The organism is Metabacillus endolithicus, assembly GCF_023078335.1.
In the GTDB taxonomy this organism is placed as follows: Bacteria; Bacillota; Bacilli; order Bacillales; family Bacillaceae; genus Metabacillus; species Metabacillus endolithicus.
This window is the reverse complement of the sequence record NZ_CP095550.1, coordinates 3266192-3281046: the sequence shown is the minus strand read 5'-3', so window position 1 is coordinate 3281046 and position 14855 is coordinate 3266192. Positions and strand designations below refer to the sequence as shown.

General features: G+C 33.8%; 14 protein-coding genes. 5 read left to right on the top strand and 9 right to left on the bottom strand.

Annotated elements, in window-relative coordinates; genetic code table 11:
- Positions 1-17 precede the first annotated feature (17 nt).
- Positions 18-248 (top strand): twin-arginine translocase TatA/TatE family subunit, encoded by a 231-nt coding sequence (tatA, locus tag MVE64_RS16865; protein ID WP_098798657.1) that lies wholly within the window; start codon positions 18-20, stop codon positions 246-248.
- A gap of 99 nt (positions 249-347) precedes the next feature.
- Positions 348-1064 (top strand): twin-arginine translocase subunit TatC, encoded by a 717-nt coding sequence (tatC, locus tag MVE64_RS16860; protein WP_379053216.1) that lies wholly within the window; start codon positions 348-350, stop codon positions 1062-1064.
- Positions 1065-1124: 60 nt separating this feature from the next.
- Here tatC and MVE64_RS16855 read toward each other — a convergent pair whose 3' ends face one another.
- The 7 genes from MVE64_RS16855 to MVE64_RS16830 form a co-directional block, all read right to left on the bottom strand.
- The gene (locus MVE64_RS16855; protein ID WP_379053214.1) at positions 1125-1706 is read right to left on the bottom strand and encodes a class D sortase; all 582 of its coding nucleotides are present in this window, start codon (positions 1704-1706) and stop codon (positions 1125-1127) included.
- 93 nt (positions 1707-1799) lie between these two features.
- On the bottom strand, positions 1800-1973 hold the full coding sequence (locus tag MVE64_RS27800) for a hypothetical protein (protein WP_345740643.1): 174 nt from the start codon (positions 1971-1973) through the stop codon (positions 1800-1802).
- Positions 1970-2380, bottom strand: coding sequence for an NAD(P)H-dependent oxidoreductase (locus tag MVE64_RS16850; RefSeq protein WP_345740642.1), 411 nt, complete (start codon positions 2378-2380; stop codon positions 1970-1972). Before MVE64_RS16850 ends, MVE64_RS27800 begins: the two co-directional genes overlap by 4 nt.
- A gap of 141 nt (positions 2381-2521) precedes the next feature.
- Positions 2522-3571, bottom strand: a complete 1050-nt coding sequence (locus MVE64_RS16845; protein WP_247339653.1) for a siderophore ABC transporter substrate-binding protein — start codon at positions 3569-3571, stop codon at positions 2522-2524.
- A 217-nt stretch (positions 3572-3788) separates the two neighbouring features.
- Positions 3789-4556: an iron ABC transporter ATP-binding protein gene (locus tag MVE64_RS16840; protein WP_247339651.1), complete on the bottom strand. Its 768-nt coding sequence runs from the start codon at positions 4554-4556 to the stop codon at positions 3789-3791.
- A complete protein-coding gene (locus tag MVE64_RS16835; protein ID WP_247339649.1) occupies positions 4553-5506 on the bottom strand; it encodes an iron chelate uptake ABC transporter family permease subunit in 954 nt (317 codons plus the stop codon). Before MVE64_RS16835 ends, MVE64_RS16840 begins: the two co-directional genes overlap by 4 nt.
- Positions 5496-6449, bottom strand: coding sequence for an ABC transporter permease (locus MVE64_RS16830; protein ID WP_247339648.1), 954 nt, complete (start codon positions 6447-6449; stop codon positions 5496-5498). Before MVE64_RS16830 ends, MVE64_RS16835 begins: the two co-directional genes overlap by 11 nt.
- Positions 6450-6995: 546 nt before the next feature.
- On the opposite strand from MVE64_RS16830, the gene MVE64_RS16825 reads away from it, so the two are divergent.
- Both MVE64_RS16825 and MVE64_RS16820 read left to right on the top strand, forming a co-directional pair.
- Positions 6996-7652, top strand: coding sequence for a cobalamin B12-binding domain-containing protein (locus MVE64_RS16825; protein ID WP_176551166.1), 657 nt, complete (start codon positions 6996-6998; stop codon positions 7650-7652).
- 19 nt (positions 7653-7671) lie between these two features.
- Entirely contained in the window at positions 7672-8307 is a 636-nt protein-coding gene (locus tag MVE64_RS16820) for a hypothetical protein (protein WP_247339647.1), read from the top strand.
- Here the strand turns inward: MVE64_RS16820 and MVE64_RS16815 are convergent.
- Positions 8290-11862, bottom strand: a complete 3573-nt coding sequence (locus MVE64_RS16815) for a CheR family methyltransferase (RefSeq protein WP_247339646.1) — start codon at positions 11860-11862, stop codon at positions 8290-8292. The genes MVE64_RS16820 and MVE64_RS16815 overlap by 18 nt on opposite strands.
- A gap of 295 nt (positions 11863-12157) precedes the next feature.
- Between MVE64_RS16815 and MVE64_RS16810 the strand changes: the two genes are divergently transcribed.
- Positions 12158-12457: a 4a-hydroxytetrahydrobiopterin dehydratase gene (locus tag MVE64_RS16810; RefSeq protein ID WP_098798668.1), complete on the top strand. Its 300-nt coding sequence runs from the start codon at positions 12158-12160 to the stop codon at positions 12455-12457.
- Between the two features lie 77 nt (positions 12458-12534).
- Here MVE64_RS16810 and MVE64_RS16805 read toward each other — a convergent pair whose 3' ends face one another.
- On the bottom strand, positions 12535-14559 hold the full coding sequence (locus MVE64_RS16805; RefSeq protein ID WP_247339645.1) for a GAF domain-containing protein: 2025 nt from the start codon (positions 14557-14559) through the stop codon (positions 12535-12537).
- Positions 14560-14855 lie beyond the last annotated feature (296 nt).

The window sequence follows — 14855 nt, the reverse complement described above, 5'->3', positions numbered from 1 at the left end:
TAATTGGAGGAAGATAGATGCTACAAAATATTGGTATTCCCGGATTAATTCTTATTCTAGTCATTGCACTAATTATTTTCGGACCTTCAAAGCTTCCTGAAATTGGACGAGCTTTTGGTTCAACTCTTAAGGAATTTAAAAAAGCCACAAATGATCTAGTTAATGGCGATAACAAAGAAGCTGATAAAGCGGATGAAAACTCAAAGCTACAAGCTGTTGAGCGACCTAATAGTAAAACCGGTAGTTAATAAACAGTAGAAGTAGGCAGGTCACATACCTGCTTACTTCTTTATCATTCGTTAAATACAGGCTTCTGAAAGGGGTTGTAAAAAGTGGATCTTACTGAAATGAACGTTGTTGATCATTTAAGTGAATTAAGAAAAAGGGTAATTATTACTTTAGCTTCATTTCTTCTTTTTCTCATCATCTCTTTCTTATTCGTTCAAGATATTCATCATTTCTTAGTAAAAGATCTAAATGATAAACTAGCAATCTTAGGTCCTGGTGATATTCTATGGATCTACATGGCTATTGCAGGAATCAGTGCAATTACATTCACAATTCCTGTTGCTGCATTTCAAATTTGGCTTTTTGTTAAGCCTGGTCTCAGAAAAGAAGAGCAAAAAGTAACATTAGCTTTTATTCCCGGTATCTTCATTTTGTTTATTTCAGGAATCGCATTTGGGTATTTTCTGCTGTTTCCAATTGTCTTATCCTTTCTCCAATCACTTGCTGGCGATCAGTTCGAAACATTTTTCACAGTGGATAAATATTTTAGATTCATGATTAATCTAACCGTCCCTTTTGGCCTTTTATTTGAAATGCCTGCTATTATTATGTTTTTAACGAGACTTGGGATCATTAATCCACAGAGGCTTGCAAAATCAAGAAAAATCTCTTATTTTTTCTTAATTGTTGTTTCGGTACTTATTACCCCCCCAGACTTCATTTCAGATATTCTGGTTATTGTACCGTTAGTTCTTCTATATGAATTTAGTGTTACATTATCAAAAATAGTGTACCGAAAAAAACTAATCCTTGAATCAGAGCAATTGGCACCATAAAACACCTACAATAAAAAAACGATTTAGCACAGTCAGCATGACATACTAAATCGTTTCTTCTTATACTTCTTTCTTTTTTGCATAAATAATATAACGTTGTGGAGCATTCCCAACATAGCTAAAAGGATAGCAAGTCGTCACTAAAAGCTCTTCATACTCATTTTGAAGAGTAATAATACTTAAATCGTCGGCTTCAACGATTTTTGTTTCGGTAATTTCGTACTCAAAGTTTCCATATGGTACTATAACTTCAAATGTATCGCCAACTTCTAACTCACCGGCTTTACGAAACACGGTATCTCTATGTCCAGACAAAACAATTTGTCCATTTTCATCAGGATAATAGCTTCCCTTATAATGGCCGACGCCTTTTTCGAGATCATCAGGATCTGTTCCTTCTACGATAGGTAAATCTGCATTTAATCTTGGGATATGCAGGATTCCAATCGCCTCACCTATTGGCGGTTTAAAGGTACCATCTTCTTCTTTATATATTTCTTTGTCAGGCGGTGATTCTACAATAGACTTCGCTTCAGCTAATGAGTTCGATGTTTGCATTTTAGTATCAAAAATCTCCCATCCTGCATAGCCTACGATTCCTAATCCTATAACGATTAATAGATATGATAGCTTTTTCACGATTACTACCACGCTTTCCTTTAATGTTATAAAAATTATAACATAGTTAAGCATAGCTATAATAAGCGACTTAGTAGATTGGATAAAATTAATAAATTATAAAATATCTACAATACTTTTTACTTCCTTAAGCATTTTTTCTCTTGCTTCCTTGTCTACATTTGGAACAGAATAAAAAAATTTGTGTGTAATAACATTTATTCCACAATAATCTAGAATTCCCACATCCATAGAAGTTTCCATTGATGAGATAAGCTGGTTTGGCTTCATAAAATCCTCCGTCTGACTTGTTGTTTGAAACACAACACATTTTTTTCTTTGAGTAAACCTTCAGCACCCTTTAAATGCTCATATCTGAATGCAAATCCATTTGTAAACACTCGATCGAAATATCCCTTTAATATTGCTGGCATACCACACCACCACGTTGGATAAATAAACACAAGGTTTTCTGCCCACAAAATGTTCTTTTGTTCTTCTATCATTTCTTCTGTTATTTTATTTTGTGAAAAATTAGTGTGGTTATCTTCCTCCAAAACAGGATTAAACTTTAATGCATATAGATCACGAACTCTTACCTCATGACCTTTATTGGTTAAGTGCATTTCCACCTCATAAGAAATGGAAGCATTAAAACTATTCTTACTAGGGTGTGCTAAAATAATAAGTGTTTTCATTGAAGCCTCCATTGTATTTTCTACTAGTATGATATTACCAAGGATATATTAAACAAACGTTTAATTAATTAAGGAAAACCAAAAAAGGACTGTCTATAGGTAGCTTTCACTACCAATTTAGACAATCCTTTTCATTATCAACTATTTTAATTCAGCTAACACTTCATCAATTTTTGCAAGCTCAGATTGTAAGCCTCCACCACTTAGATACCATAGTGGACCATCTAAGTAAACAATTTTTCCATTTTTATAAGCTTCTGTTTTCTTTACAATATCATTTTCCATATCAGCATCAATATTAGACTCTCCTCCAACAGCTGCTGTACGGTCAATAACAAATAATACTTGTGGATTGAATTCTAAGATTGCCTCAAATCCGAAATTAGAACCATGAGAAGAAGATTCGATATCCTCTGTTACTGGTTTAAATCCATAAACGTCATAAATGTAACCATAACGTGAATTTGTTGCGAATCCAGCTAATTTACCTTCGTTATACATCGTTACTAGTGAAGTTTCATAGTTTCCGGCTAAAGCTTTTATTTCTTCTAGAGCTGAATCAAATTTTGCAAGGTATTCTTCAGCCTCTGCTTCCTTATCAAACATTTTTGCTGCTAAATCTACTGATGATAAGAATGTGTTCCAGTAGTCATCCTGAGAAGTACCAACAAATACAACTGGAGCAATTTCTTTTAGTTCTTCATAATAAGCTGACTGACGGCCTGAGATAAAGATAACATCAGGAGCCATTTCAGCGATATCTTCAAGTAAAGGCTCTTTTAAACCACCAACACTTTTATATTCATCAGAAGCATATTTTTCAAGGTGAGCCGGTAGAGTAGAATCCTTCGCAACCCCAACAATTCCTTCAACACCTAATGCATCTAATGTATCTAAGAAACCATAATCGAATACAGCAATTTTTTCAGGCATACTTTCAAATTCTACATCTTCAAAATTAATTGAACCTGACTCTTCACCTTCAACTGATGCAACTGTTGGAGATACAGTCAATGGATAAGTAGTACCTTCTTCCCCAGTTGCAGTTTCTTCTGCTTGATCATCAGCTGCAGCTGTTTCAGTTGATTCTTTTTTCGCTGGTTCTGTTGAAGCTTCTTCGTTAGAACCACAAGCAGCTAGCATTAATACCATAGCTGCTAACAATGCGATGAATAAATTTGTCTTTTTCATTTGTGTATCTCTCCCTCTTATAATTTATATTGTTAATGATTATCATTATCATTGATAACGATTATCATTATGATCTATTAATTCTTTTAAGTCAACTACTTTCCAATATTTATTTTGTATTTATTTCTAAAATTTCAATAATATAGAAAAAATTCAGAAGCAACACCCAAAGAAATCTAATTGATTTCTCTAGGTAGCTTATGATTAATTTTATGTCTTACGTATGTGAATTGAAATAAACACAAATCCTGCATCCATTCTGCTCTTGAACAGGAATATCCATATCATAAATTTCACGTAAGGCATCAGAATTAATGATTTCATGAGTCGGCCCATTTTTCATTAATCTACCATTTTTCAATGCAACGATACGATCTGAATAAACAGATGCAAAGTTAATGTCATGCAAAACGATTACAACCGTTTTTCCAAGTTCATCTACTAATCTGCGTAATATTTTCATAATTTGAACTGAATGCTTCATATCCAGATTATTTAAAGGCTCATCAAGCAGGACGTAATCCGTATCCTGAGCAATGACCATTGCAATAAATGCACGTTGTTTCTGACCACCTGATAATTCATCTAAAAATTTGTCTTGCATATCTGCTAAATTCATATAATCAATTGCTTGATCAACAAATGTTTCATCTTCAGCTGTTAAACGCCCCTTTGAATACGGATAGCGTCCAAACGCAACAAGCTCACGAACTGTTAATCGAACATTAAGATGATTTGCTTGCCTTAAAATAGATACTCTCTTTGCAAATTCTGACGACTTCCACTTTTTCACATTGTTCTGATCTAGTAGTACTTCACCTGTATCTGCTTCTAATAAGCGACTCACCATAGAAAGAAGAGTTGACTTACCAGCACCATTTGGCCCTATAAACGATGTAATAGTTCCAGGCTCGATTGTGACAGTAACATCTTCTACAACAGGCTTTTTACCAAATTGCTTTGTTAATCCTTTGATTTCTATCATCCTGCTGCCCTACTTTCCTTAAGTAATAGATAAATAAAGTAAATTCCACCAATAAAGTTAATAATAACACTTAACGTTGTGCGTAATTCAAAGATATGCTCCACAAGGAATTGTCCACCAACAAGTGCAATAATACTGATTAAACTCGCACCTATTATGTGAATAGAGTGTTTATATGAGACCAAATATTGATAGGAAAGATTTGCAACAATTAGTCCAAAAAATGTAATTGGTCCAACAAGCGCTGTAGATGTTGCGATTAAAACAGAAGATAAAATTAAAATCCTCATAACCATACTGTCATAGTTTATACCAAGGTTCATAGCATTTTCCCGGCCAAGTGACATAACATCCAACTTCCCCATAATGAGGTAGCCATAAAGAAACGCAAAGAATAGAATACCTATTGAGATAAACAATAACTCAGCCTTTACGTTAGTAAAGGTTGCAAACAAACGGCTTTGAAGACTTAAATATTCAACTGGATCAATCAATACTTGTAGAAATGTTACCAAACTTCCAAGAAGTGTACCTATAATCATCCCTATTAATAGAAGAAAATAGATTGGATGCTTATCAGCTCTAAACAAAAAACGATATAAAAGCATGGCAAACACTACCATTGCAAGAATTGCTGCGCCAAAGTTTAAGTATTTATTCAACACCCAAACTGACATAGATCCCGCAAAGAAGTAAATTAATGTTTGTACGACTTGATACATCGAATCAAGTCCCATAACAGACGGTGTTAAAATTCGATTATGCGTGATTGTCTGGAACACAACAGTTGAATAAGAAATGGCAATACCTGTTACAATCATCGCCGAAACTCGGAGCATACGCTTTGGAAAAGCGTAATCAAAGCCCCCTTTTATATCATAAAAGCCATAAAACAAGATACATACAATAGCTATAGCTGCCAATAAAATCAGTTTTGTACTATTTCGCATATGCTCTCCCCCTAAGTAGCATCGTTAAGAAGATCGCACTGCCTATCACTGCCACTGTTACATTAACTGGAATCTCATAAGGGTGAATAATGATCCGCCCTAAAATATCACAGATTAATAAGAAAACAACCCCTAATACCGCGGTATGCGGTATTGTTTTGCGCAAATTATCACCTAAATAAAGAGAAACAATATTTGGTACAATTAGTCCCAAAAATGGAATAACCCCCACAGTGAGAACAACTGTTGTCGAAATAATTGCAACAAGAATAAGACCAATATTTAGAATCAGCTTATAACTTAAGCCTAGATTTTTCGCAAAATCTTCTCCCATTCCGGCTACTGTAAATTTATTTGCATAAATGTAAGCTAAAATAACAGCTGGAATACTAACATATAAAAGTTCATAGCGACCAGAAATAATCAAAGTAAAGCTCCCCATGAGCCAGGAAGAGAGGTTTTGAAGTAGATCAGCTTCGTACCCTAAAAAAGTTGTAATGGAAGATAAAATATTTCCATACATAATTCCAATTAATGGGACAAAAATAGCGTCTTTAAATTTTATACGATCCAAAATCTGCATAAATACGAATGTTCCAGCTAACGCAAAAGCAAAACTAAAAATAACTTGTTGGGTATATGTGACATTCGTAAAAAATAGCATTGATATTAAAATACCTAGCCTTGCTGCGTCTAATGTCCCAGCAGTTGTTGGTGATACAAACTTATTTCGACTTAAAGACTGCATAATTAAGCCGGCAATACTCATACCTGCCCCCGCTAAAATAATGGCAATTAATCGTGGAACTCGGCTTATTAGGAAAATATGTGTTTCGTCTGAATCCCAATTAAGCAAATCCATTGGTGTAATATCAATTGCTCCGATGAAAAGCGAAATAAAAGACAGGACGATAGTTGCAATTCCTAGCATCCATAATCTCATTTGAAACCCTCTTAACCTATTTATTCTTAGTACAACAATTGAATCAATTATTATTCCAAGTTGAATCTAGCAAATATGTAATACAAGTATGACAAACCAAGAGCCGCCATTTCACACTTTATTAACATATGATAATCATTATCATTAAATGATAAAAAAAAGAACGTGTATTTATCTATGATTCACAGCTGTTGAGATTGATTATCAACTACAATAATTAATGTATCACAAAAAACAAATTGAGAAAAGATGTATATTTCAAATTATGGAATTTATCTAAATACGTCCACATTTTCGCCACAAATTAAGCCCGATAAGTTTTAATTAAGGTATTAGATGTAGAATCGCACAACTCTATTTTATAAAATTTAGTTTAAGAGGCTCGAAAATAGGGAAAGTATAACTGATCTTTTGTAGCCTATTGTGTCTTATAACTTTACGAAACTATAACGAAACTCACCATTATTTTCTTCCTATTAAAAGATGAAGAACAATGAAGGAAAGAGTATAATAGGAGGTAGATTAAATCAGAAAGGATTGACATGCATGACTGATTTAACAAAAAAGTTTGCTCAATTTCTTTTACTTGGTGACACTGTAAGTTCATTTAAATTAATTGAGAAGCTTTTACATGAAGGATTTACCTCCCTCTACATCTATGAAAATGTGATAAAAGAAGCATTATATTATATAGGTTACCTATGGGAAATTGATGAAATAAGTGTTGCTGATGAACATTTAGCTACAGGAACAGCTGATTATGTTTTAACAAAACTCGATTTTCACTTAGACCAGAATGATGAGCAAGTGATAAGAAGTCAAAAGCAGGTTATGCTATTCTGTATTGAAGGTGAAGAGCACTATGTTGGAATAAAAATGGCAGCATCAATTTTTAAACAAAACTCTTGGAATGTGAAATATTTAGGTCCTAATTTACCGTTACAACATGCCATTTACTATGCAAATAAATCTAAGCCTGATGTGATTTGTTTATCAGTAACAGTTTCACATCACCTGAAAAATCTACCAGAATACATTCAAACACTTGAGATGTTAGATCATAAGCCAACGATTATACTCGGAAGTAGACTAGCAGAAAAATATGATTTATCAAAGTTTATATCAAATCAAACACTCATTGTTCCTAATCTGGAAAACTTAACGGCATTTATTAATAGCCAACTTATTGGGATTGAAGCTTAACTTTTGAAGAAGGTGTGGTGTGCAAATGTACGCTCTTGAAAACGTACCTGTACCTGTTTTTATTTTAAATTCACAGCTTGATGTGATCGATTCCTCTTTAATGTCACATCAAATTTTCTCTAAATCGAAAAACTTCCTTGATCTTGTTGATCAAGAAAGCCGAAACAAAGTCCAATATTTCCTATCCACAAAGGAGAAGGAAAAATTTGAAGCTAATATGATCACAATTGGAAATTCATTAGAATTATTCGAATTACACATTAAACAAAATCATGAAGGGTTACTGTATGTGGTAAGTATTCCTTTAAGGGAAAATCTAAAAAAAGTCAGCCACCAGGTTAATATGCTTCGAGAACAATTAACAGTGACTGACCAAAATCAACTAGAACAGCATCATCGAAAAGAAATTATTTCATTGTTTCAGCCGTTTCTAACAGATTCAGATATATATAATTTAATAAGTTCATCTGATAATATGAAGGACCTTCCAAGGAAGCTTGAGAAAATACAGGATTTACTCAGCCTCCTTCGCCCCGATATCATTGAAAGTGGCAAAAGTGCTCACTATGAAGTTATTATTGATGAATTAAATGAGCTGCGCTCTTCGATAGATTTTTATTTAACTTTAATGCCTCTATTAGACCGCTTCGACTGAGTTAGATAAAGGTAACGTAATTTCAACTGTTGTGCCTTTATCTAATTCACTTGAAAAGACGATTTTCCCATTATGACTCTCAATAATCTTAAAGCTAACCATTAAACCTAAACCTGTTCCTTTTTCCTTTGTTGTGTAGAAAGGCTGTCCCATTTTTTCAAGTTGTTCCTTTGGAATACCTTTTCCTTTATCTTCAAAGCGGATAAGTACCTCTCCACTATCCAGTTTACGTGTTTCAATCTTTAAATTTCCTGGTCGTCCTTCCATCGATTCAATTCCATTTTTCACAATATTAATAAAAACCTGCTTTAACTCATTTTCAATTCCTTGGATGGTAAAAATAAATGGATCATTATATGTTTCGATTGTAACGTCATTAAGAATGGCTTGAGTTTCCCATATTTTTGAAACATCTTGAATGATTTTATTAATATTTACATCCTGAAAAGCCGCTGTCTTTGGTCGGGATAGGACTAAAAATTCATTAATGATCTCTTCTAGCCTGATAAACTCAGTCATCATTACTTCAGCGTATTCCTTACGATATGTGTTGGTTTGGATCATTAGCTGTAGGAAGCCTCTTAAAGAAGTGAGAGGATTTCTTATTTCATGCGCAATGCCAGCTGCCAACTGTCCAATTGCTGACAGCATTTCAGATTTAATTAGCATTTGCTCTGAGCTTTTTCTATTTGTTACATCTTCTCCAACTCGTAAAATCTGAACAACATCATGATCGTCATTTTCTACAGGTATTAATGCGAGATTTTCCCAATATTGTTTTCCATCGCGAGCTGTATAGGATATTTCACCAGACCACTTTTCACCAGCACGCACCTTTTTCCAATGAGAATCAAAATCACTATCAATATAATATTCTGCATAGATATCTTTTAACTTACGTCCGATTAAATCCTTAACCTCTAACCCAAGTTGTTCTGCAAATTTACTATTCGCATACTCTATTTTCCCTTGGAAGTCTGTAAATACTGTATTTGCCGGACTAAGCTCAATAGCTTGCATACTTAATTGAAGCTCTCGGTTTACCTTCTTAATTTTTGTGATATCAATAAATGTCATCACAATACCATCCACGATATTGTCACTAGTGCGGTAAGGCATGATTTTGACACTATACCACTTTCCATCTTTCGCAGGTAAATCTTTTATTATTGAATTTGTTGTCATTAACACATCTTGGATTTCATCCATTAATGTATCACATTCTAGTCGATGTGATATATGAAAAATCGGACGTCCAATATCACGATCAATCACATGGAAAAGTTTCATAACTTCAGGAGTATAAAGCTTAATATTTAATTTCTTATCTAAGAAAATGGTTGCGATATTGGTGTTAATTAACAAGTTGTCCATATCATTGTTAAGGTCAGTAAGTTCAATAATTTTCTTTTCATACTGAGAATTAACTGTAATTAATTCTTCATTAACGGATTGCATTTCTTCATTTGTACTTTGAAGTTCTTCATTTGCAGCAATTAATTCTTCATTCGTTGACTGAAGCTCTTCATTTGATGTTTCTAATTCTTCAATTGTTGTCTGAAGACTTTGCTTCGTATAGTAAAGCTCCTGCTCTAAGTCAAAAATCCTTTGATTATAGGCAGAATCCTGATCAAATGTCATAGAATCAGCTTTAATTATTGTAGTAGAGTCAGGCATATGGTCTTTTATAAATAATGCAACATAGCCCTTTCTTACATTTTCTAAAGGTTTAACAACTAATTTTACCTGTTTGCTTTCATTTTTGTTGATTAAAAGATTCTTATATTTAATTTCTCTTAATTCCTCACGAACCTTTTTTATGGCTGTTCCAATGGCAACAGATAGGTTTGTTGGAACCATATTAAAAATATTATAATTAACTTTTCCCTTTGGCAGGTTTAAATATTCCCCTGCATTCCCGGAAGAAAGAATCACTTCATTATGCTCATTAATGACAATACACGGAGGTAACAAATCGTCCATAAGTGAATAATAGAGTTCATCAGGATGTTGAAACCTGTTTGTGTCACGTAAATGTTCCGTACCCCTTCTCTCACTATCTCCAGAAACCTCTTTAGGCGCTAGTAATGCTTGGGAAAAATGTTGGTTATCAGAAACCTGATTACTAAAAACTTTCCACTTGCTATTAACAGAGGAGAAAAGATTTGAGAGTTTGCCGATTGTTTCACTTGGACCTAAAAATAAATAGCCCTTCTCCTTTAGTGCAAAGTGAAACAATGACAACACTCTTTGCTGTAGCTCCGTTTGAAAATAAATCATGACATTTCTACAACTTATCATATCTAAATTAACAAATGGAGAATCCTTCGTCATATTATGAGGTGCAAATACAATTTTTTGCCTAATTTCTCTTTTTACCTGATAATCGCTGCCTTGTTTATCAAAGTACTTAATTAGCAGATGTTTTGGGATCATTGATACGATTTGCTCCGAATAGCAAACCTGACTTGCGAATTTAACAGCATCACGGTCAATGTCTGTTGCGAACACTTGCAAATCCATATCACTTTCTCGTTTTTCTAGCTCTTCATTAAATAAAATAGCTAAAGAATATGCTTCTTGACCTGATGAGCATCCTGCTACCCATATTCTCATTTTATTTCGGCCACGCTGTAAGTTCTCATCAACCATTGATGGAATAAGTGTCTGCTGCATATAGTAAAAAGCATCAGTATCCCTAAAAAAGTGAGTCACACCAATAAGTAAATCTTCTTGAAGATAACGAATCTCCCTAGGGTTTGCCAGCAAATAGTTTTTATAGTCTTCAAGATTAAGGAATGATTCTTCCAATAAACTCATTCTACGTTCAATTCGTCGGATAACAGTGTTTTTCTTATACATGGTAAAATCAATACCACTTTTTTTATGAATCATCATTAACACTTGTTTTAATGTTGTTTCTTTAAACTCCACGAGCTTTGTTTCTATATAATTTTGAATATGCTCAGGCATCACTGAAGGATTAATGATATAGTCTCCAACACCTGATTTGATTGCGCTTTCGGGCATATCCATATACTTTGCCGTTTCATTTTGAACAATGCAAAGTCCGTTTCTTTCATGAATATCGTTTAACCCTTTTGTTCCATCTGTCCCTTTACCAGACAAGATCACACCAATTGCTTTCTTTTTTGCATATAAAGAAATAGATGTTAAGAACGCATCTATAGGATAATTCACTACTTGACTTTCATGATATGTCTCTAAATGTATTCGCCCTTGATTATTTATTGTAATATAGTGATTAGGTGGGCATAAATAGACAGTTTTAGGATTAACCTGCAGTCCTTGCTTTGCCACCAAAACTTTCATATTAGTATATTTTACAAGTAGTTCCGGCATAAAGCTTTTATACTTAGAAGATAAATGTTGAACAACAACAAATGCTGCATCTATGTTAGATTTCATATTTTGGAAAAATTGCTCAATGGCTTCAAGACCTCCAGCTGAGGCTCCAATTCCTACAACATAAGGTGTATCAAGATCACCCTTTTCATGTTCCTTTTCTAATTGCCCATTTGATGCATTTGACATGTAGTATCCTCCTTAAACAATTCCCCATAAACTATTCGACAACAATAAATTGATATCCTGTTAATTAACAAATAAAAAAACTTAATTAAGTTAAATTAATTTCATAATTTAGTACTTTACCACTTTATCATTCTACTATCATAACAGTTATAGAGGGTAGGATATACATTTATGTATTTCCATTTCCTTTTTCTATCTATATTATACTACGACCAAATATCTAGTTATATCTACTAGAAGGGATTGTCATATGTTTAGAGAAAATAGTATTACATGATGAAAAGGAGGTGTGGACTTGAGGCAATTGACAGACCATGAAATTGAGGAACTGCTTTCTTCATTACCTAAATGGAAGCTAAAAAATCAGCGTTCTATAGTTAGAAAATATGTATTTAAGGATTATCTAGCCGGAATAGATTTTGTTTCAAAGGTAGGACATCTCGCTGAGGAAGCAAATCATCACCCTTTTATTGAAATTCAGTATAAAGCTGTTTTTATCACCTATACATCCTGGACTGCCAGAGGTTTGACAAAATTAGATTTCGAATTAGCGCATAAAATTGATCAGTTATTTAGTGATACCCCTTCAACTTAGATTTTTAAGTACTCCTTATGAAAGAACTCCGAAAAGAATGAGAAAATAAAAAAGGAGCGGGGTTCCGCTCCTTTTCTTTATTCTAAAGGTAATAATATTTTAACTGTTGTTCCTTTACCAAGTTCACTAGTAAAAAAGATTTTCCCCTTATGATTTTGGATGATTCTATAGCTTATCATCAGCCCAAGTCCACTACCCTTTTCCTTATTAGAATAAAAAGGTTCTCCAAGCGTAGGAATTCGTTCTGGTGAAATGCCTACACCTTCATCAGCCACCGCAATATACAAATATCGTTCATCATCTATCCCAATCTCAATATGAATCATGCCACCTTTTGGCATTGATTCAATTGCATTACTAATCAAATTTTGAAAAACAAGCTTAACTTGATTTAAATCACATGGTATAGATAGGCTAGCATGACACTTGATACAAAAAGTAATATTAAGCATTCTGCTTAACTCCTCATTTGTACGTAAAACCTCTTGAAGGAGGTCTATGATGTTATTTTGTTCACGTTTAGTTCCAAGATGAGCATTTGCTAGAATAAGAATTTCGTTCACAAACTCTTCCATTTGTAAAAGCTCACTCAAAATCAATTCCTTGTATGGATAGGAATAGCCATCTTTTAACTGCATAAACCCTTTTATACTGGTCAAAGGGTTTCGGATTTCATGTGCAATACTCGCTGCTAATTGCCCTACCGCTGTTAGCTTATCTGATTTCCTCATGATATCCTGATTTTGTTTCTTATCAGTAATATCCTCAGCGACTCCCGCAATTCGATAAACATGGCCTTTTTGATTATATATGGGTACAATTCGGTTCCTCACCCAACGAATTGTACCGTCCGTGTGAGTTAATCTATAATCAAATTCAACTCTTTCATGTATATTCATAAATCTTTCTAAAGTATATTCACGATCATCCGGATGAATGGACCTTTCCCAGAGAGTATCATCCAAATTATATTCTTCACCTGTTCTGCCTGAGATTTCTTGCCATGCAGAACTCATATATAGTAACTGTTTCTCTTGAATATCAAATATCCAAAAGGCTTCTTTAATGTTATTAGCGATTTGCTCGAATCTTTCTTGAGTTTCCTTTAACTTTTTCTTAGCAATTCGACGTTCCAGTTCATTTCCAACCCACTGTGCCATCAACTGGAGAAATTCTATGTCTGAATTAGATATTGCACGAAACTGCTGATGATCATCATAAAAGCAAAATGTTCCGTAAAATTGCTCATGAACAAATATAGGTGCACCAACATATTCTCTTATCATCGATTGGTTATGGAGTGGCACAGACTGACTTATATGAACTGGTGTTAAACGTTCTTTAACCATCCAAGCACATGTTTGTTCTAAAGAAATGATTTCTCCAACATTGATCATTTCAGTTGAATGAGTTGTTTGAACTACCTCATAATTATCTCCCATTATTCTTGAAACATTTCCATCCGATAGCTGGAAGCGTTCACAACCTAAACTTAATAACTTCTTTAATTTCTGCTCAAAGCTTAGCTCTTTATTGCTTGTTATTTCGTATAAACATCTGATAGATTGTTCACTCATCGTTCTTTCAATAATGTCTGATCTTAACTCAATTTCTGCCTTTACCCAATAACTCAAATCTATTAATTTATTAAGTTCATCTTCGCTAATCGTTCTTGGTTTTTCATCAATAATACATAAAGAACCAAGTATATTGTTTTGTTTTGTAATAATTGGTACACCCGCATAGAAACGGATTTGATGTTCTTTCACTAATCGATTATGTTTAAAGCGATGGTCTTCCAGTGTATCTTCAATCACTAATGGGTTTCCATCTAAAACAACATACTGACAGAAGGCAGCCTCTCTTTCTGTTGACCTCTCTTCTAAAATTGAACCTGTGAGACCTACGCATGATTTAAACCATTGTTTGTCCTCAGTTAATAACGTTATTAATGAAATAGGAACTTGAAAGATCCTACTAGCTAACCTTGTAATGCGATCAAATGACTCTTCATTTGGAGTATTGATGAGGTCCAGTTTATATAATTCTGTTAATCTCCTCTTTTCTCTTTCTAAATAAGAGGAGCTACCGCTATCAAACATTTCCTCCAGCTTAAAAATAGAAATCACTCCAAGCGTTTTTTTCAATTATATCATATGGGATTATTTGGTGGAACAATAGTTCGTAGTTTTTAATAGTAGAGTTTATTATAATTTGAATCAATGTGTGTTTTCGAGATACCTTGTGTTAGAGTACCTATATGGTGTGATATTCAGAAGTTCATGCGTTTTTCGATAAAGGTGATTCGAGTATTAACACCAGCTCCAGTCTGGATTCCCTTATATCGAGACTCTTTGCTGATCATTTCTCACGGATCGGTCCCGATTCTCTTAGTATC